The following is a 17,503-nucleotide window of genomic DNA, read 5'->3' on the forward strand; positions in this document are numbered from 1 at the left end:
GCATGCTGATTCCAGTGATTCTTTCCGGCGGTGCCGGGACCCGCTTGTGGCCGGTTTCGCGTGAAGGCCATCCCAAGCCCTTCATGATCCTGCCCGACGGCCAGAGCCTGCTGGGCAAGACCTACCGCCGCGCCGCCGGGTTGCTGGCCGGTAGCGGCGACATCGTCACCGTGACCAACCGCGACCACTTCTTTCAAAGCAAGGATCACTTCCAGGCCGCCCGGCTGGATCGGCACCTCGGGCATTTCATCCTCGAACCTTCGGGCCGCAACACCGCCCCGGCCATCGCCATCGCAGCCCTGGCCGTGCAGGCCCGGCATGGTGACCAGGCGACCCTGGTGGTGATGCCCGCCGACCATCTGATCCGCAACGAAGAAGCCTTCAAAAGCGCGGTCGCCCATGCCGCGCAACTGGCCGAAACCGGGCATCTGGTTACCTTCGGCGTCACCCCGAACGCACCGGAAACCGGCTTTGGCTATATCGAGTCGGGCGACGCTCTCGACGACCAGGGCGCCTCCAGGGTGCTGCGCTTCGTGGAAAAGCCCGACCTGAAGACCGCCCTGGGCTACCTCGAAAGCGGCCGGTTCCTGTGGAATTCGGGCCTGTTCTGTTTCACCGTCGCCACGCTGCTGGAGCAGCTGCAACAGCACGCCCCCGAGCTGCTGGAACTGGGCCGCGCCTGCCTGGCCGCGAGCACGCCGGTGGAAACCGGGCGCATCCTCCAGCATGAATTGTCGGCGGAACATTTCGCCGAGATGCCGGACATTTCCATCGACTACGCGCTGATGGAGGTTTCCGACCAGGTCGCGGTGGTGCCCGCCCGGTTCGACTGGAGCGACATCGGTTCCTGGGGCGCCATCAGCGCCCTGGTCGATGCCGATGCCCAGGACAACCGCGCCAGCGGCGAGGCGCTGTTCATCGACAGCCACGGCAACTTCGTGCAGAGCGAAGGCCGGATGATCGCCACGGTGGGCGTCGACAACCTGATCGTGGTCGAGACCGCCGACGCCATCCTGGTGGCCCACGCCGACCGCGCCCAGGACGTGCGCCAGGTGGCCCGGCAGCTCAAGGATCGCAACCACGAATCCTATCGCCTGCATCGCACGGTCAGCCGGCCCTGGGGCAGCTACACCGTGCTGGAGGAAGGCCCGGGCTTCAAGATCAAGAAAATCGTGGTCAAGCCGGGCGCCGCGCTGTCGCTGCAGATGCACCACCATCGCAACGAACACTGGGTGGTGGTCAAGGGCACGGCCATGGTCACCAACAACGGCGACGGCTCGCACCTAGTCAACAGCAACGAATCCACCTTCATCGCCGCCGGGCACAAGCATCGGCTGGCGAACCCGGGGGTGATCGACCTGGTCATCATCGAAGTGCAGAGCGGCGAGTACCTGGGCGAGGACGACATCGTCCGCTTCGAAGACCAATACGGCAGGACGGCCTGATGCTGCTCAATCTGTACCGCTCGCTGCGCAGCTACCGGGGCTTCATCCTCGGCAGCGTGCAGCGGGAGTTCCAGGCGCGTTATCGCAACTCGCTGTTCGGTGCCTTGTGGACCGTGCTCAACCCGCTGTCGATGATCGTTGTCTACACGGTGATCTTTTCCCAGGTGATGCGCGCCCGCCTGCCGGGGGTGGAGGACGGCCTGGCCTACAGCGTCTACCTGTGCGCCGGGCTGCTGACCTGGGGCCTGTTTTCCGAGCTGACCCTGCGCAGCCAGAGCATGTTCCTGGAAAACGCCAACCTGCTGAAGAAGATCAGCTTCCCGCGCATCTGCCTGCCGGTGATCGTGCTGCTCAACGCCGGCATCAACTTCGCGATCATTCTCGGCCTGTTCCTCGGCTTCCTGCTGATCACCGGGCGCCTGCCGGGCCTGGCGCTGCTGGCGCTGATCCCGCTGCTGCTGTTGCAGGTGCTGTTCTGCGCCGGCCTGGGGATGATCCTCGGGGTGCTGAACGTGTTCTTCCGCGATGTAGCGCAGTTCTTCGGCATCTTCCTGCAGTTCTGGTTCTGGCTGACGCCCATCGTCTACCCCATCAGCATCCTGCCCGAGTCGATCCAGCGCCTGCTGGCGCTCAACCCGCTGACCGCGCTGATGCACAGCTACCAGAACCTGTTCCTGTACGACCAGTGGCCGCAGTGGAGTTCGCTGACCCCGATGCTGGTGATCAGCCTGTTGTTCTGCGGCATGGGGCTGCGGCTTTTCCGCCAGCGCGTCGGTGAAATGGTGGATGAGCTCTGATGGGACAGATACGCGTCACTGGCCTGGGCAAGGCCTACAAGCAGTATCCGAACCGCTGGAGCCGGCTGTTCGAATGGATGATTCCATTTTCCAGGCCGCGCCATCACCTGCACTGGGTGCTGCAGGGCGTCGACTTCGAGATTGAGCCGGGCCAGGCCGTGGGCATAGTCGGCGTCAACGGCGCCGGCAAAAGCACCTTGCTAAAAATGATCACCGGCACCACCCAGCCGACCTGCGGCGAGATCCATCTGCACGGTCGGGTGGCGGCGTTGCTGGAGCTGGGCATGGGTTTTCACCCGGACTTCACCGGGCGTCAGAACGCGATCATGGCCGGCCAGTTGCTGGGCATGCAGGTCGAGGAAATCGAGGCCCTGATGGCGGAAATCGAAGCCTTCGCCGAAATCGGCGAGGCCATCGATCACCCGGTACGCACCTATTCGAGCGGCATGCAGATGCGCCTGGCGTTCAGCGTGGCCACGGCCCGGCGCCCGGACATCCTGATCGTCGATGAGGCGCTGTCGGTGGGCGACGCCTACTTCCAGCACAAGAGTTTCGAACGCATCCGCAGCTTCCGCCGCGCCGGCACTACCCTGCTGATCGTTTCCCACGACCGTTCGGCGATCCAGTCGATCTGCGACACCGCGATCCTGCTCGAGCAGGGCCGCGTGGCCATGCACGGCAAGCCGGAAGAGGTGATGGACTACTACAACGCCATGCTCGCCGAACGCGAAGGCCAGACGGTGCGCCAGGAAATGCTCGCCAACGGCCAGGTGCGGACCATTTCCGGCACCGGCGAAGCCGGGATCCTCAGCGTGCACTTGCGCGACGAACGCGAGCGCTCGATCGAAATGGCCGAAGTCGGCCAGCCAGTGGTGCTGGAAGTGCAGGTCGAGGTACGCCAGGACATCGAACGGCTGGTGCTGGGTTTCATGATCAAGGACCGGCTCGGCCAGCCCATGTATGGCATCAACACCCATCGCCTGGACCAGGCCCTGACCGATTTGAGCGCCGGCGAAAAGGTCACCTTCCGCTTTGCCTTCACCATGGGCCTGGGCAAGGGCAACTACTCGGTGGCCCTGAGCCTGTCGCGGCTGGATTCGCACCTGGATCGCAACTTCGAATGGCGCGACTACGGCCTGGTCTTCCACGTGATCAATAACCGCCAGGAAGACTTTGTCGGCTGTTCCTGGTTGCAGGCGCGGACCAGCATTGTCCGCTCGCCTTCGAAGTCCACTCAGTCAATGCCTCAGCGAGCCGCTCCATGACCCGACTGTTGATTGAATGCACCTATGTGTTCGAACACCCCGAGACCAACTCGGGCATCCAGCGTGTGGTGCGCAACGTTATCCGCGAGTTGCCCGCAGCCGATGCTTCGGTGGAATGCATTCCGGTGGTCATGCTCAAGGACAGGCTCTACCGGGTATTGAGCCTGAAACCTTTGAAAACCAAGCGCTGGAACCTGATGGGGTTGCGGGTGCGCCTGGAGCAGATGGCCAACCTGTTCTGGCTGCGCCACCGGACCCTGGAGCGACGCAAACCCTTTGCCGATTCGTACATCGCCCGGCGCTTGCTCTACATCGCGTGCCGCCTGACGGCCTTTGCCTTTCTCAGCATTCCCCTGCGCCTGTGCAACCGCTTGGTGAACGTGGATGAAATCCCCCAGCGCTGCGTACCTCTGCAACATCAACCGGGCGATCAACTGGTGTTGCTGGACTCATCCTGGCACGCCGACTTTTTCCCCTTGGCCGAACGGCTCAAGCGCGATGGCGTGGGTATCGTCTCGGTGATCTATGACCTGATTCCCCTGACCCACCCGCAGTTCTGCGACGCCGGGCTGGTGCGGGTGTTCAACCACTGGTTCGACTGGATAGCGCGCACCGCCGACGGCTACATCGCCATTTCCGCGACCATCCGCGACCAGGTCCGCGAAGAGATGCTCCGTCGGGTCGGGCGCCAGCAGGTGGCGCAGCGCTGGTTCGACTATTTCCACCTGGGTTCGGAGCTGGACCAGTGCAGCGAAAACGCTCGGATCAACCCGGACCTGGCCCAGCTGTTCAAGGACCAGGCAGCGGTCTTCCTGATGGTCAGCACCATCGAGCCCCGCAAAAACCATGGCTTCCTGCTCGATGCCTTCGAGCGTGTCTGGGCCAGCGGTTCCCAGGCTCGCCTGTGCATCGCCGGGCGCATTGGCTGGAAGTGCGAGGCGCTGATCGAGCGGATTCGCCGGCACCCGGAGTTGAACCGGCGCCTGTTCATGTTCAACTCCCTGGACGACAACAGCCTGGAGTACGCCTATTCCAAGGCGACGGCGCTGGTGTTCCCATCCCATGTCGAGGGTTTCGGCCTGCCGCTGGTGGAAGCCATGCAGCGCGGCTTGCCCGCCATGGGCAGCGACATCCCGGTGTTTCGCGAGATCGGCGGCGAGTTCATGGCCTATTTCGACCTGCACGATCCGCAGAGCCTGGCCGACCTGGTCATCCAGCAGGAAACCAGCGGCGTGTTTCCCGCGGCCCGCCATGTCGATGAGTGGCGCTGGCTGGGTTGGCGAGAAGCCAGTACCCAACTGGTCGAACGCATTGTCTTCCACAGGAACCACGCTCCCACGGTCATGGAGACGCACGATGCGGATAGCCCTTAACGCGCGCATTCTCCAGTCGCCCCGCACCGGTATCGGCCATTACGTAGCGGAACTGGCCTCGGCCCTGGTCACCGAACAGGGGCTGGAGCTGTCGCTGTTCCATGGCTGGGGCTGGAGCCCCGAACTGCCGGCGGCGGCCATGCCGGGTTATTCCCAAGTGGCCCCCTGGCTGCGGCGGGTCCCCGGGGCCTACCAGGCCCGGCGCTGGCTGGAGCAGCGACGTTTCGACCAGGGGCCGCACGCAGCGATCGACCTCTACCACGAACCCAGCCTGTGGCCGCTGGAGTTCGAAGGCCCGACCGTGATGACCCTGCATGACCTGACTCACCTGCATTACCCCTCGACTCAGCCGCCGGCACGCTTGAAGGAAATCGAGCGGCGCCTTGGCGCAGGCGTGGAACAGGCGCGGCTGATCCTGACGGATTCGCAGTTCATCGCCGATGAAGCCCAGGATTATTTCGGCCTGCCGCGCGATCGCTTTGTCGTGGCGCCGCTGGGCGTCGCCCCGCGCTTCCATCCACGTGAGCACGCCGAGCTGGAACACAACCTCGCAGTCCATGGCTTGCAGCCTCAAGGCTACTTCCTCTGCGTCGGCACCCTGGAGCCGCGCAAGAACCTGTCCCTGGCCTTGCAGGCCCACACACAGCTGCCGGAAACCCTGCGCCAGCGTTATCCGTTGCTGATCGTCGGCATGGCGGGTTGGGAGCAAGGCCAATTCAGCGACACCCTGCAAAAGGCCCTGGCCAGCGGCCATGTGCACCTGCTGGGCTACCTGCCGGACGAACAGCTGGCACAGCTGGTGGCCGGGGCCAGGGCCCTGGTTTTTCCTTCGCGTTACGAGGGCTTTGGTCTTCCGGTCCTCGAGGCCATGGCCAGCGGTACGCCGGTGGTACTGGCGCGATGTGCGGCAATGCCCGAAGTCGCGGGTGCGGCCGGCAACTATGTCGACCCCGACGATGTGGACGGCTTGCGCCACGCCATGCTGCGCCTGATCGAAGACGACGGCCATTGGCAGGCGTGCCGCGAAGCGGGGTTGGAACAGGCAACACTTTTTTCCTGGGGGCGCTGCGCGCGGATCACCGCGCATGCCTACCGTCAGGCCATGGGAGGCTGAATGCGGGTCTTACACTTCTACAAAACATACCTGCCCGACTCGATCGGCGGCACCGAACAGGTCATCTTCCAGCTCTGCGAAAGCGGTGCCCACTACGGTATCGATGGCCAGGTTCTGACGCTGAGCGCCGATCCCTCGCCTGGCACGCTGAAAGTCGGTCAGCATGAGGTGCATCAGGCGAAGCTGGATTTCCAGTTCGCCTCCACCGGTTTCTCCTACAGCGTGTTCAAGCAGTTTCGCGAAATGGCCGCCGAAGCCGACGTGGTCAACTACCACTTCCCCTGGCCGTTCATGGACCTGGTGCATTTCATGAGTGGCATGAACAAGCCCTGCGTGGCCACCTACCACTCCGACATCATCCGCCAGCGCCACCTGCTCAAGCTGTACCGGCCGTTGATGAACCGCTTCCTGGGCAGCGTCGACCGGATCGTCGCCGCATCGCCGAACTACCTGCACACCAGCGATGTGCTGCAACAATTCCCGGACAAGACCCGGGTCATCCCCTACGGCCTGAACAAGGCCGGTTATCCACAGCCCAATAGCGAACGCATGGCCCAGTGGCGCCAGCGCCTGGGCGAACGGTTTTTCCTATTCGTCGGGGTGATGCGTTACTACAAGGGCCTGCACATCCTGCTCGATGCCCTCAAGGACGTGGACTACCCAGTGGTGATCCTCGGTGCCGGCCCGCTCGAGGCCGAGCTACATGCCCAGGCCGCAGCGCTGGGCCTGCGCAACCTGCATTTCCTCGGCCGCCTGGGGGATGAAGACAAGGTGGCCTTGCTGCAACTGAGCTACGCCATCGTCTTCCCCTCGCACCTGCGCTCCGAAGCCTTCGGTATCTCGTTGCTCGAAGGCGCGATGTACGGCAAACCGATGATCTCCAGCGAGATCGGGACCGGCACCAGCTACATCAATATTCATGGCGAAACCGGCCTGGTGGTGCCGCCCAGCGATCCCCAGGCCTTCCGCGCCGCCATGCGCCAGCTCTGGGACAACCCGGAACAGGCCGCGCAGATGGGCCTCAAGGCCGAAGCCCGTTACCGGCAGCTGTTCACCGCCGACGAGATGGGCCGCAGATGGAGCGAGCTGTACCAGGAGCTGCTGGAGGAAAAAGCCCTGTCCTACGCCTGATCCGCCAGGCGCCAATCTGTAGGAGCGAAGCTTGCTCGCGATGCAGACACTGCGGTGGGTCAGGTACGGCCCTTTCGCGGGCAAGCCTCGCTCCTACGTCTGATCCGTCCAGCGCAAAGCCAGCGCTGCAGGCCGGCGCACCAGTTGCTCGACCTCGAAGCGCCACAAGCGCTCGGCGCCCGGGAAGGTTGCGATCTGCGGGTCGTCGAGCACGACTTCAGTGCGTCCGCTGAGCTGCAGCAGGTCGCCACGGCTGAAGTCGATGAACAGCAGGCCGGCGCGGGGGTTGAGCAGCAGGTTGCCCAGGGTGTTGAAGTGCAGGTTGCCGGCAAAATCCGGAATGCTCAGGCGGTTGCCCTCGACCCGCACGAAACCGGCCGGGCCGCCGCGGTGGGAAACATCGACCCAGAGCCGTCCCTCGACCTCCACGTAACTGGCGACAAAAAACGTATCGGCGCCCCGGATCATTGCCCTCGCCGCCTCGTCCAGCGCGTTCAGGCGCTGCACCGGCCTGTGCATGGCCAGCGGCACCGACTCGAACTGACGCAGCTGGATGTAGCGCGGGCAGTTGCCGAAGGACTGCTCGACGCCCAGGGCAAAGCCGCTGTCGTCCAGCTGGACGATCCGACCGTTGAGGCGGTTGCGCCGCCGGGTGTGCAGTTCGATGCCCAACAGGCCGACGGCCGCGCCCGACGTCAGTTGGGCAGGGTCTTCGGCGGCTGGCAGGCTGTCGAGCCGCAGCAACCCAGGGGTTGGCGAGTGAGCGAAACCGACAGCCCCTTCGAGCACGCTGGCCCAGGGGTTGCCCTGGTTATCCACAGCCCCGAGCAGCATGAACGGCAGCTGTTGATAAAACTGCCGGTGCTGGTCGGGCATCTCACTGCGGATGACCTTGCGCCCGACGACGTCCATGCGCTCGGCCACGCCGGCCTGGGCTTGCAGGCGGGTTTCGCCTGCGTGCCAGGGGGATTCGGTGTTCATGATGGGTCTCCCTGCGTCGATGACGCAGCAGTCAGCGGGCCCGGGGGGTGCCGGGCCGCCAGGTTCAGGCGCTTTGCAGGCCCACCGCGGTGCGCGGCATGCCGACGAAGCCGGGCAAGGCTTCGATGCGCGCCAGCCAGGCGCGGACCTGTGGATAATCCGCCAGCGACACATTGCCCTCGGGGGCGTGGGCGATGTAGCTGTAGCCGGCGATATCGGCGATGGTCGGTTCGCTGCCCGCCAGGTAAGGGCTGGCCGTCAGTTCCTGCTCGAGCACCTTGAGCAACGCATGGGAGCGGTCGATGGCCTCCTCGGCGTTGCGCTGGGCGCCGAATACGGTGATCAGCCGCGCCACCGCCGGGCCGAACGCAATAGGTCCCGCCGCCACCGACAACCAGCGCTGGACCCGTGCCGCGCCAACCGGATCGCTGGGCAGCCAACGGCCCTGGCCGTACTTCTGCGCCAGGTACACCAGGATCGCGTTGGAGTCGGCCAGCACCACGCCCTGGTCGTCGATCACCGGTACCTGGGCAAAGGGGTTCAGCGCCAGGAAGTCCGCCTGTTTGTGCTCGCCTTTCGCCAGATCGACGAAGATCAGTTCAAAAGGCAGCCCCAGCAGCGACAACATCAGTTCGACGCGATGGGCATGACCGGAACGGGGGAAGTTGTAGAGCTTGATGGCGTGCATGGCAGACTCCGCTGGGCAGGGGTGCGGCTCACAGGAGCGGCACTGACGGACGCCATCTTCCCTCTCGGGTCAAAACAACAGAATCACCAGAAAACACAATCCATCATTTCAGCCAGCGCAATGATCAGCGCTACGGCTGCAACGCCGGATGTTCGCGCAGTGCCTGCACCGCGAAGTCGACGAAACTGCGCACCCGCGCCGGGGCCTTGCGCCCGCCTTGGTACACCACATGGATCGGCAGCGGCGCCAGTTCGAACTCCGCCAAAACAATCTCCAGCTCGCCGGCCGCCAGCTTGCCCGCGACCTGGTACGACAGCACCCGGGTCAGGCCCAGCCCCAGGCACGCGGCACTGATCGCCGCCTGGTTGGCGGTGACCACCAGCCGCGGTTCCGGACGAACGCTCAAGGGGGTTCCCCCATCGTCGAACAGCCAGCTTCTGGACTGGCCGATGGAAGATGGGGCAATCACCGGCGCCTGGCGCAATTCCTGCGGATGTCGCGGCCGCCCATGCCGGGCCAGGAAAGCCGGGGACGCACAGATGACCCGCCGCACCTCGCCGACGCGCATTGCGTGCTGGCCGCTGTCGGGCAACTCACCGATGCGCACCGCGACGTCCATGCCCTCCTCGACCATGCTCACCACCCGATCAACCAGCAGGGCATTGATGCTGACCTCGGGAAAGCGTTCCAGGTAATCCACCATCAGCGGGGTCACGAACAACTCGCCAAACAGCACCGGAGCGGTGATCGTCAGTTGTCCGCGCGGGAGGGCATGGATGCCAGCGGCCGAGGCCTCGGCGTCCTGCAACTCGGCGAGGATGCGCCGGCTGTCTTCCAGATAACGCTGGCCGGCTTCCGTCAGCAGCACATTGCGCGTGGTGCGGGTCAGCAACTGGGTGCCGATACGCTGCTCCAGCGCCGCCACCGCCCGGGTCACGCTGGGCGCGGACAACCCCAGGCGCCGGGCCGCGGCAGCGAAGCCCTGCTCCTGGGCGACGCTGATGAACACCTGCATTTCCTGGAATCGGTCCATGGCGGTCCTCGCACTACGGCGCCCTGCCCCGGCACCGTCCCGCATGGACCGCCCGGGCTCAGGCAGGGACCTGGAGTCGCTGCCACAAGGCCTCATCATTGAAGTCCCGGATGATACTCCGCGCACCCGCCTCGCGAAGCTGTGTTTCCTCGAGCCCCGACAGCATGCCGAAGGTGTGGATGCCCGCCGCTACCGCCGAACGCACCCCGGCCAGCGAGTCCTCGAAAGCCAGCGCCTGATCGGCCGCTCACCTCCAGCAGTCGGAGGGCCGTCAGGTAAGGCAGCGGGCCATATAGGCCCGTTGTCAGCATCGTCGAAGCGCTGGGAAAAATTGAAACCGGATAACCAAATCCGTCTCAGCAGAAGCCCGGGCCTCGAGCTGAGAGGCCTGGATACACTTGGCTTGCCTAGTCCCCTGACATGCCGCCGGATACGCACGGGCGATGAAATTTGATCGTTGTTGAGGATTATTGATTCGGATTATCCAGCCACTCCGGGCAGCATCCACCACGCATTGAGCGACAGGCAAGCATCCGCTTCGCGTAGCTCAGGTCGGTGCCGGGGGCCAGCTCGGAACCTGAATGACAACGTTCATCACTTGGGAACAGAACACATGTGCATGTCGAATAAATGGATCGTGGGAATTGCCTTGAGCTGCATATTCCAGGTCGGCTGTGTCTCGAAGGTGGCGCAGCAAGAGCAATATTCAGGCTTCCTGGCCAATTATCAGGGACTGGAGGAACACACCACGCCGAGTGAACAGAAGGTGCTGCGCTGGGTGGCGCCAGGGTTCGATCCTCACGCCTATTCCACTGTCGTGTTCAAGCAGGTAGAGCTGTATCCAGCGCCGAAACCGACCGAGCGCGTCAACCTGCAAACCCTGAAAGACCTGCAGGTCAGCGCCAGCAACAGTATCAGGAACGCATTCGCTCCCACCTACAGGATCGTCTCGAATGCACAGCAGGCACCGGCCCATTCGCGGACATTGATCCTGCAGGCGGCTATCACCGACGTCAGCGCCAGCAACGAGGGCATGCATTGGTATGAGGTCGTGCCCATCGCCGCAATTGTCGGGGCAACCCAGGCAGCCACCGGCCATCGCGACCAGACGGCCGAGTTGTATCTCGAAGCCGACCTGATCGACGCCAAGACCGGGTTGCCGGTCGCCAAGATGGTGCGCAAGGTGTTCGGCGAGACCTTGAAAAACGCCAGCCAGCCAATAGTCGCCAATGACTTCAAGGCCGCCTTCAAAAGCATGACCAACGACATGCAGACACTGCTTTCCAGACAGTGACGACCGCGGGATACCCAGCGCAAACCTTGCATTGCCTGGAAAGGCCTGGGGTTTCAGAACGACAGTCACGCTGCGTCTGCCAAACACAGGCCGCCAGGCCAGGCAATGACGTCCAACGAGAGTCCGACTTGATGAAAATACTGAGTTTTACCTTATCGGCCTTTGTATTGCTCGCCAGCTCCGGTGCGTTGGCGGCAACGGTGGTTCCCCTGAAAGGCCAGACTTCCCAGACGATCCAGCAAGACACCAGTGCCTGCCAGTCGCAGGCCAATGCTCAGTTCCCGATACAAAACACCGTGCCTTACGGCGGCCGGATAAAAGGCGCGACTACCGCCGCCATCGCCGGGGCTACTGCTGCGGAGGTTCGGGGCCGGCAACATGAAAACGTCTATGACCATATCGACGACGATATCAAGCAAGACTATCGCCAGAACCATGCCCGCAGCGCCGCGACGGCCGGCGCAATGATCGGCGCATCGAGACAGCGCCAGGAACGCAGACAGGACCTTAAAACTACCGAGCAAAACGTCACCGCCAACAACTCCGTGTACAGCAGTTGCCTGCAACAGCGTGGCTACAACGTTCAGCCTTGATCCAGCCGTTCCTTTACAGGGCACAGGCATTCTTGATGCAGATGGTGAAATCGATCCAACCTGCTGCCCTGGAATGCCTGCAAGTTCATCCTTGCCCCTGAAGTAATGCCACTCTTCCCCTCTCCCTCTCTGTTCAACTCTTCGCTTCAATACAGGGCGCGGATATCGCCAGGTCGCACGCTTGTGCTTGAATAACGAGCCGTCCGATACTCTGCCTTGCAGTTGGATGGCGCAGATGGCTCGTACTGAGCGTCATCATGACCTCCGATTAAACCCCGTGGATTACCCTTGCCTGATTCCAGTGAGACTTTTGATGGGTTGTTCCAGCATTGTCCAGTGACGCTCTCTGCACCTTGCGTGCTTGCCCACGCCTAGCCGTTCATCTCCCCGACAAGCCTGTATTGCCTCAGATCCAGCCCAGCAAAGCCGTCCCTATACTCAGCCAGAACCACCTGAACGGAGGATTCGCATGCGCTACGCCTTCAAGTTGAAAAATGATTCCATGGTTCTTTTCGACCCGGATACTGCCTTGCTCTCCATCACGACACCTCATGGAGATGTTCAAAACTCCACGATAGGCAGAGCTGAATCGCGTCTACTGGGTCTGCTGCTTATGGAGCCGGGCCAGACTAAAAGCCGTGAGGAGATCATCGACTACGCCTGGAATGACCGCGTCGTCGCCTCCGGCAGTTTGAACCAGGCCGTTTTTTCACTTCGAAATATTCTCAACGACAGTCGAGATCATGAGATCTTGATGACGGTTCCTCGAAGAGGATATTGCTTCAACCGTCATTATGTAGTTGATGCACCGACAGACTTGCCGACGCCTTCAAATGAAGCCGCACAACCTGCCGCACCCGTCATTGAACAACTTCCACCAAGCGCGAAAGATCATCTTCCGTTGCCTTCAGAAAACCCCATAAAACCAACTCGCATCACAAAAGCCCAGTTGATCGGTTATGTCTTGACCTTGGGAGTCTGTGCCTTCACGGGTTTCCACACCGCCTTCGACACACCGAAAATAGAAGTTTCCAGCATAAAACAGAACGAGTTGGTCATCCATGCAGTCGCCAACAGTGTCGCCGAGGCTCAATCGCTGAGAGATCTTTCGGCTAAACAGGTTCAACAGTTTTCACCGAACTTGAAAGGCCAGGTCTGGTTGAATCTCGCTAAATCACACTATTCCGTTTCGTGCGTTCGCCCGGATCTAAGCACTGCAAACCTGCAATTGAACAGCGAACAGAAAGACCTCGCACTGATGATCCGGCAATGTCTGGAAGCCGCCCTATGAAGCCAACAATATCGTCAACCGCTCATTGGATAGTGCTTGCACTCATCAACGTCGCCTGTATTTTTTTACTGACTTATTCGCCATCCCATTACATGGAAAACACCAGCTATCAAACCATCACTCGACAATGGCTCGAAGATTCGAATCAGCTCAATACGGAAGAGTACCTGACTATCGGGCACGGTCGACTGACCCAAACCATGCTGGAAAGCCTGAACGGAAAAATTCGTAACGCTACTGTGTCGGCGGAGGTTATCCGAGAAAGCAAGCATCACTTTCAGATAAAGATCAGCACTGTGAAACTTAGCCAGGATAACGAGCTGTTCGCCATCGAAAAGACACCTGATCTCTTTTTCAAACGCCAATACGTTCTGCAAGAAGGCGCTGTTCTAAACTACGAATTGCTCCCTACCACCGATAAAAACACCCTGTGCGTTTATGTGCATGAACTGAGCCGCTTGCGCTGCATGAGTCACTAGAACCTCCCAGCGCTGTCACATGAATTTGACCAGACGACAGGGCTTGATGCGCTCCTGTCCTGCCTAACGCTGATTCAAACCGAAAAATAATAATCACTGATTTGAATCAGACGTTCCTTCCCCTGCAAGATCTCTCCACTCTGGCGTTCGGAGCCGTGCCTGTTGTCACTCGGCACAAAACCGGCTCCGCGCCCCCTCATTCGAACACTCTCCTGGGTGCCAGATGAAAACATACATTTTTTGCGAGTCGTCAAATCGATGATAACCAGAATCTTGGCAGTTCTATCTTTAGCTGCAATATCCTTTCATTCGGTGGCGCACGATGAATACTCTGCCGGCAGCACGGAAATCGAACTCTACCAAATAGAATTGAGTCCGAATGAGAAACTAAAGTTGTCGCAACTGAACATCTACTTTGAGAATGAATACCATGACGATGAAGGGGCAATCGATCCTCCCCCAGCACAAAATACCATTAATGAGATTCACGACTTTTCGCTGATTACACTTTGATCATGAGGCCTTGCCTGGCTACCTGACTTTCTGAAAAACAGGGACCACTGCTTGGTCATCAAAAATATGAGTTTCTGACTTTAATACGCATCCTGGGAGCAAGACTATCAACAGGCCAAGCCTGTGACAGTGATGCGCGCTGACCCTGTGTCCTGCCTGAAAGTTCATTAACAAAGAACGCATATCGATGCTGCTGAAAAACCTCGCAATCGCATCCTTTGGTTTAGTGTTTTCTCTCAAGGCCATCGCCAAGGACAAGGAGCTTTACAGCGCCGACCTGACGCGCATTAAAAACAGTAAAAAGACGCTGGGCAATGAAAGTTCCAGTTACAGGATTTGCACAGGCTATCTAGCCAATGATTATTTTGCCTTTGATGCAGCCGCCATCGGTCCATCACGTCAGAAAACGGCAATCTTTGGTTCACAAACAGCGCCATGCAAACTTGAAAACCTGAATTTGCCATCGAGCGACAGGTACGTTTTTTCAGCAGCCTTGGAGCTTGCGCCGAAGTCATTGACATAGACTCCTGAAAAAACGCTTGGCCTGAATTGCCCATATCGACTTTTTCCAACTCGAGGGAATAAGTATGCATTTTCGATTAAACGCACTGTCACTCAAGCAGAAAATCTTCTTCTGCCTTGCCGCCTATTTATGTGGTGTAGCCCTAGCCTGGTTGATTGACGGTTAATAACGGCGCCCAGGCCAGATCCCGCCCAGCCAAATCATATTATTTCGGACTCGACAGCAACTAGCACACGGGTTTCAGAGGCTGTGTTATTGGCTGAAGAACGCCCTGCTCATGGGCTGGCGAAGTTACGTAAAAATATCAAGCAATGACTTTTATCAGTCTTCGCGATCACTCGAACTCTCAGTACCCCCTCACAATCGACAACCTGTAGAAGGACACTGCTTCACATGCTATTTCGAAACCTTGGCTTCCTTTCACTGCTTTCGTTGCTGTCTTTTCAGGCATTGGCTGACGACAAAGGCCTGTATCTTGGGGCAGGCGTAAGTAATATCGAAACCGACAAATCCCATCTGAGCGATGAAGACTATAGCTATAAGGTTTTTGCAGGCTATCGTCTCAACGGTTATCTGGCCTTCGAGGGCGCCTTCGTGGATCTCGGCCAATTCAAGGACAAGAATCTCGATTTCGATGGTAAATCCGTTCAGGCCAGTGCCCATCTCGGCTTCCCGCTGGGACAACGGGTGCGAGTTTTCGGTAGTGTCGGTGCTCATGCCTGGGATGCCGGCGGTAATGCCAGCGATGATGACACCGGGGTGAGTCCGACCTACGGTGCCGGCGTTGAATTTGATGTGTTTCGCAACATCGGTATCCGCGCCGAATATGAAGTCCTGGAGGTCGGCGACATCAACCTGAATCAAACGACGGCATCGGCGTTTATTCTCTGGTAATGCCAACATGAATCGAGCGGCCATACTGGTCGCTCAAACCATCATCCTCGTCGGGCTTGCCGCCCAGGATTGCGAAGCAACCTGAACGACGGCAAACCGGTCGAACCGGCGCTGGCAAACCAATCCAATACCCGCGTGCGAAAAGCACGAAAAAGCGATTGGGAGCCAGCGCGCGAATAGCCCAGCATGCCCCGGCGCTGGAACGACACTCAATTCAGACACCGGGGTATATCTGTACAACCGGGTTGTGGATAACTCACTCCACCGTCACGGACTTGGCCAGGTTGCGCGGCTGGTCGACGTCAGTGCCCTTGAGCACCGCCACGTAATACGACAGCAGTTGCAGCGGGATGGTGTAGAGGATCGGCGACAGGATGTCGTGGATATGCGGCATGTGGATAACATGCGTGCCCTCGCCATTGGTCATGCCGGCTTTCTCATCGGCGAAGACGATCAGCTCGCCGCCACGAGCGCGGACTTCCTGCAGGTTGGACTTGAGCTTTTCCAGCAGCTCGTTGTTCGGCGCCACGGTGACCACCGGCATATCGTTATCCACAAGGGCCAACGGACCGTGCTTGAGCTCGCCGGCCGGGTAGGCTTCGGCGTGGATGTAGGAGATTTCCTTGAGCTTGAGTGCCCCTTCCATCGCCACCGGGAATTGCGCGCCGCGACCGAGGAACAGGGTGTGGTGCTTCTCGGCGAACAGCTCGGCGGTTTTTTCCACCGTGCTGTCCATCGCCAGGGCTTCGCCCAGGCGGGTCGGCAAGCGCCGCAGTTCTTCCACCAGGGTGGCTTCGACGCCTTCGCCCAGGGTGCCGCGGACCTGGCCCAGGGACAGGGTCAGCAACAGCAGGCCAACCAACTGGGTGGTGAAGGCCTTGGTCGAGGCCACGCCAATTTCACGACCGGCCTGGGTCAGCAGGGTCAGGTCGGACTCACGCACCAGCGAGCTGATGCCGACGTTGCAGATTGCCAGGCTGGCGAGGAAGCCCAGTTCCTTGGCGTTACGCAGGGCGGCCAGGGTGTCGGCGGTTTCGCCAGACTGAGAAATCGTCACAAACAAAGTGTCCGGCTGCACCACCACCTTGCGGTAGCGGAATTCGCTGGCCACTTCGACCTGGCACGGAATCCCGGCCAGCTCTTCCAGCCAGTAACGGGCAACCATGCCGGCGTGGTAGCTGGTACCGCAAGCGACGATCTGCACATTGCGCACTTTGGCGAACAGCTCGGCGGCCTGTGGACCGAAGGCCTGTACCAGCACCTGGTTCGGGCTCAGGCGACCTTCGAGGGTACGTTGCACCACGGCTGGCTGCTCGTGGATTTCCTTGAGCATGAAGTGGCGGAACTCGCCTTTTTCGGCGGCTTCGGCACCGTCGCGGTACTGCACGGCTTCGCGCTCGACCGCTTTGCCGGCGACATCCCAGATCTGCACGCTGTCGCGGCGAATCTCGGCGATATCGCCCTCTTCCAGGTACATGAAGCGGTCGGTTACCTGACGCAGGGCCAGTTGATCGGAGGCCAGGAAGTTCTCACCCAGGCCCAGGCCGATCACCAGCGGGCTGCCACTGCGGGCGGCGACCAGGCGGTCCGGCTGGCTGGCGCTGATCACGGCCAGGCCATAGGCGCCGTGCAGCTCTTTGACGGTGGCTTTCAGGGCCAGGGTCAGGTCGCCCAGGTCCTTGAGCTTGTGGCTCAGCAGGTGAGCGATGACTTCGGTGTCGGTGTCCGAGGTGAACACGTAGCCCATGCCTTTGAGCTGCTCGCGCAGGGCTTCATGGTTCTCGATGATGCCGTTGTGCACCACTGCCAGGTCACCGGAGAAATGCGGGTGGGCGTTGCGTTCGCACGGCGCGCCGTGAGTGGCCCAGCGGGTGTGGGCGATGCCCAGGCGACCGACCAGCGGCTCGCCGGCCAGGGCCTGCTCCAGCTCGCTGACCTTGCCCGGACGACGCATGCGCTCGAGCTTGCCATCGTTGGTCAGGACCGCCACCCCGGCGCTGTCGTAGCCGCGGTATTCGAGGCGCTTGAGGCCTTCGAGCAGGATGGCCGTGATATTCCGCTCAGCAACGGCGCCAACAATTCCACACAT

At 60.8% G+C, this 17,503-nt stretch carries 16 protein-coding genes and 1 pseudogene; 12 read left to right on the forward strand and 5 right to left on the reverse strand.

The genetic code is table 11. The features are described 5' to 3' along the window. The first annotated feature begins 2 nt into the window (after window positions 1-2). The 6 genes from ACTJKT_RS17050 to ACTJKT_RS17075 are packed head-to-tail and all read left to right on the forward strand — an operon-like array spanning window position 3 to window position 7,125. Window positions 3-1,445 (forward strand): mannose-1-phosphate guanylyltransferase/mannose-6-phosphate isomerase, encoded by a 1,443-nt coding sequence (locus tag ACTJKT_RS17050; protein ID WP_440787875.1) that lies wholly within the window; start codon window positions 3-5, stop codon window positions 1,443-1,445. Continuing rightward, window positions 1,445-2,242 carry an ABC transporter permease gene (locus ACTJKT_RS17055; protein WP_025806910.1) on the forward strand — a complete coding sequence of 266 codons (798 nt, stop codon included), beginning with the start codon at window positions 1,445-1,447 and terminating at the stop codon, window positions 2,240-2,242. The genes ACTJKT_RS17050 and ACTJKT_RS17055 overlap by 1 nt, the downstream gene beginning before the upstream one ends. Then, entirely contained in the window at window positions 2,242-3,507 is a 1,266-nt protein-coding gene (locus ACTJKT_RS17060; RefSeq protein WP_440787877.1) for an ABC transporter ATP-binding protein, read from the forward strand. Before ACTJKT_RS17055 ends, ACTJKT_RS17060 begins: the two co-directional genes overlap by 1 nt. Then, on the forward strand, window positions 3,504-4,880 hold the full coding sequence (locus tag ACTJKT_RS17065) for a glycosyltransferase family 4 protein (RefSeq protein ID WP_440787879.1): 1,377 nt from the start codon (window positions 3,504-3,506) through the stop codon (window positions 4,878-4,880). The genes ACTJKT_RS17060 and ACTJKT_RS17065 overlap by 4 nt, the downstream gene beginning before the upstream one ends. Continuing rightward, window positions 4,864-5,994 (forward strand): glycosyltransferase family 4 protein, encoded by a 1,131-nt coding sequence (locus tag ACTJKT_RS17070; RefSeq protein ID WP_440787881.1) that lies wholly within the window; start codon window positions 4,864-4,866, stop codon window positions 5,992-5,994. Before ACTJKT_RS17065 ends, ACTJKT_RS17070 begins: the two co-directional genes overlap by 17 nt. After that, window positions 5,995-7,125, forward strand: coding sequence for a glycosyltransferase family 4 protein (locus tag ACTJKT_RS17075; RefSeq protein ID WP_440787883.1), 1,131 nt, complete (start codon window positions 5,995-5,997; stop codon window positions 7,123-7,125). 93 nt (window positions 7,126-7,218) lie between these two features. Here ACTJKT_RS17075 and ACTJKT_RS17080 read toward each other — a convergent pair whose 3' ends face one another. From ACTJKT_RS17080 to ACTJKT_RS17095, 4 genes and pseudogenes are all read right to left on the reverse strand, one after another. Further along, on the reverse strand, window positions 7,219-8,106 hold the full coding sequence (locus ACTJKT_RS17080; protein WP_440787885.1) for a pyridoxamine 5'-phosphate oxidase family protein: 888 nt from the start codon (window positions 8,104-8,106) through the stop codon (window positions 7,219-7,221). A 64-nt stretch (window positions 8,107-8,170) separates the two neighbouring features. Then, on the reverse strand, window positions 8,171-8,794 hold the full coding sequence (locus ACTJKT_RS17085; protein WP_440787887.1) for a glutathione S-transferase family protein: 624 nt from the start codon (window positions 8,792-8,794) through the stop codon (window positions 8,171-8,173). A gap of 130 nt (window positions 8,795-8,924) precedes the next feature. Next, window positions 8,925-9,827, reverse strand: coding sequence for a LysR family transcriptional regulator (locus tag ACTJKT_RS17090; protein WP_440787889.1), 903 nt, complete (start codon window positions 9,825-9,827; stop codon window positions 8,925-8,927). 58 nt (window positions 9,828-9,885) lie between these two features. Further along, window positions 9,886-10,117 (reverse strand): annotated as a pseudogene (locus tag ACTJKT_RS17095) (HAD-IA family hydrolase); the annotation flags it as partial. Between the two features lie 323 nt (window positions 10,118-10,440). Here ACTJKT_RS17095 and ACTJKT_RS17100 point away from each other — a divergent pair. The 6 genes from ACTJKT_RS17100 to ACTJKT_RS17125 all read left to right on the forward strand — a co-directional run bounded on the left by ACTJKT_RS17100 (window position 10,441) and on the right by ACTJKT_RS17125 (window position 15,414). Continuing rightward, window positions 10,441-11,121, forward strand: coding sequence for a DUF3313 domain-containing protein (locus ACTJKT_RS17100; RefSeq protein ID WP_440787989.1), 681 nt, complete (start codon window positions 10,441-10,443; stop codon window positions 11,119-11,121). A gap of 131 nt (window positions 11,122-11,252) precedes the next feature. Beyond that, on the forward strand, window positions 11,253-11,714 hold the full coding sequence (locus tag ACTJKT_RS17105) for a hypothetical protein (protein ID WP_440787990.1): 462 nt from the start codon (window positions 11,253-11,255) through the stop codon (window positions 11,712-11,714). Between the two features lie 469 nt (window positions 11,715-12,183). Beyond that, on the forward strand, window positions 12,184-13,005 hold the full coding sequence (locus tag ACTJKT_RS17110; RefSeq protein ID WP_440787891.1) for a winged helix-turn-helix domain-containing protein: 822 nt from the start codon (window positions 12,184-12,186) through the stop codon (window positions 13,003-13,005). Beyond that, window positions 13,002-13,484 carry a hypothetical protein gene (locus ACTJKT_RS17115; protein ID WP_440787893.1) on the forward strand — a complete coding sequence of 161 codons (483 nt, stop codon included), beginning with the start codon at window positions 13,002-13,004 and terminating at the stop codon, window positions 13,482-13,484. The genes ACTJKT_RS17110 and ACTJKT_RS17115 overlap by 4 nt, the downstream gene beginning before the upstream one ends. Before the next feature lie 700 nt (window positions 13,485-14,184). Next, complete coding sequence (locus tag ACTJKT_RS17120) at window positions 14,185-14,520, forward strand: hypothetical protein (RefSeq protein ID WP_440787894.1); 336 nt, start codon at window positions 14,185-14,187, stop codon at window positions 14,518-14,520. Window positions 14,521-14,913: 393 nt separating this feature from the next. Beyond that, window positions 14,914-15,414: an outer membrane beta-barrel protein gene (locus ACTJKT_RS17125; RefSeq protein ID WP_440787896.1), complete on the forward strand. Its 501-nt coding sequence runs from the start codon at window positions 14,914-14,916 to the stop codon at window positions 15,412-15,414. A gap of 256 nt (window positions 15,415-15,670) precedes the next feature. Here ACTJKT_RS17125 and glmS read toward each other — a convergent pair whose 3' ends face one another. Continuing rightward, window positions 15,671-17,503, reverse strand: a complete 1,833-nt coding sequence (glmS, locus tag ACTJKT_RS17130) for a glutamine--fructose-6-phosphate transaminase (isomerizing) (protein ID WP_440787898.1) — start codon at window positions 17,501-17,503, stop codon at window positions 15,671-15,673.

Origin of the sequence: Pseudomonas sp. 22526 (assembly GCF_052044735.1) — a bacterium.
In the GTDB taxonomy this organism is placed as follows: domain Bacteria; phylum Pseudomonadota; class Gammaproteobacteria; order Pseudomonadales; family Pseudomonadaceae; genus Aquipseudomonas; species Aquipseudomonas piscium.

Coding starts and splice junctions, on each gene's coding strand:
- ACTJKT_RS17120 (WP_440787894.1), top strand. CDS start 14,185: ATGCTGCTGAAAAACCTCGCAATCGCATCCTTTGGTTTAGTGTTTTCT.
- ACTJKT_RS17065 (WP_440787879.1), top strand. CDS start 3,504: ATGACCCGACTGTTGATTGAATGCACCTATGTGTTCGAACACCCCGAG.
- ACTJKT_RS17090 (WP_440787889.1), bottom strand. CDS start 9,827: ATGGACCGATTCCAGGAAATGCAGGTGTTCATCAGCGTCGCCCAGGAG.
- ACTJKT_RS17100 (WP_440787989.1), top strand. CDS start 10,441: ATGTGCATGTCGAATAAATGGATCGTGGGAATTGCCTTGAGCTGCATA.
- ACTJKT_RS17085 (WP_440787887.1), bottom strand. CDS start 8,794: ATGCACGCCATCAAGCTCTACAACTTCCCCCGTTCCGGTCATGCCCAT.
- ACTJKT_RS17080 (WP_440787885.1), bottom strand. CDS start 8,106: ATGAACACCGAATCCCCCTGGCACGCAGGCGAAACCCGCCTGCAAGCC.
- ACTJKT_RS17105 (WP_440787990.1), top strand. CDS start 11,253: ATGAAAATACTGAGTTTTACCTTATCGGCCTTTGTATTGCTCGCCAGC.
- ACTJKT_RS17055 (WP_025806910.1), top strand. CDS start 1,445: ATGCTGCTCAATCTGTACCGCTCGCTGCGCAGCTACCGGGGCTTCATC.
- glmS (WP_440787898.1), bottom strand. CDS start 17,503: ATGTGTGGAATTGTTGGCGCCGTTGCTGAGCGGAATATCACGGCCATC.
- ACTJKT_RS17075 (WP_440787883.1), top strand. CDS start 5,995: ATGCGGGTCTTACACTTCTACAAAACATACCTGCCCGACTCGATCGGC.
- ACTJKT_RS17110 (WP_440787891.1), top strand. CDS start 12,184: ATGCGCTACGCCTTCAAGTTGAAAAATGATTCCATGGTTCTTTTCGAC.
- ACTJKT_RS17070 (WP_440787881.1), top strand. CDS start 4,864: ATGCGGATAGCCCTTAACGCGCGCATTCTCCAGTCGCCCCGCACCGGT.
- ACTJKT_RS17060 (WP_440787877.1), top strand. CDS start 2,242: ATGGGACAGATACGCGTCACTGGCCTGGGCAAGGCCTACAAGCAGTAT.
- ACTJKT_RS17115 (WP_440787893.1), top strand. CDS start 13,002: ATGAAGCCAACAATATCGTCAACCGCTCATTGGATAGTGCTTGCACTC.
- ACTJKT_RS17125 (WP_440787896.1), top strand. CDS start 14,914: ATGCTATTTCGAAACCTTGGCTTCCTTTCACTGCTTTCGTTGCTGTCT.
- ACTJKT_RS17050 (WP_440787875.1), top strand. CDS start 3: ATGCTGATTCCAGTGATTCTTTCCGGCGGTGCCGGGACCCGCTTGTGG.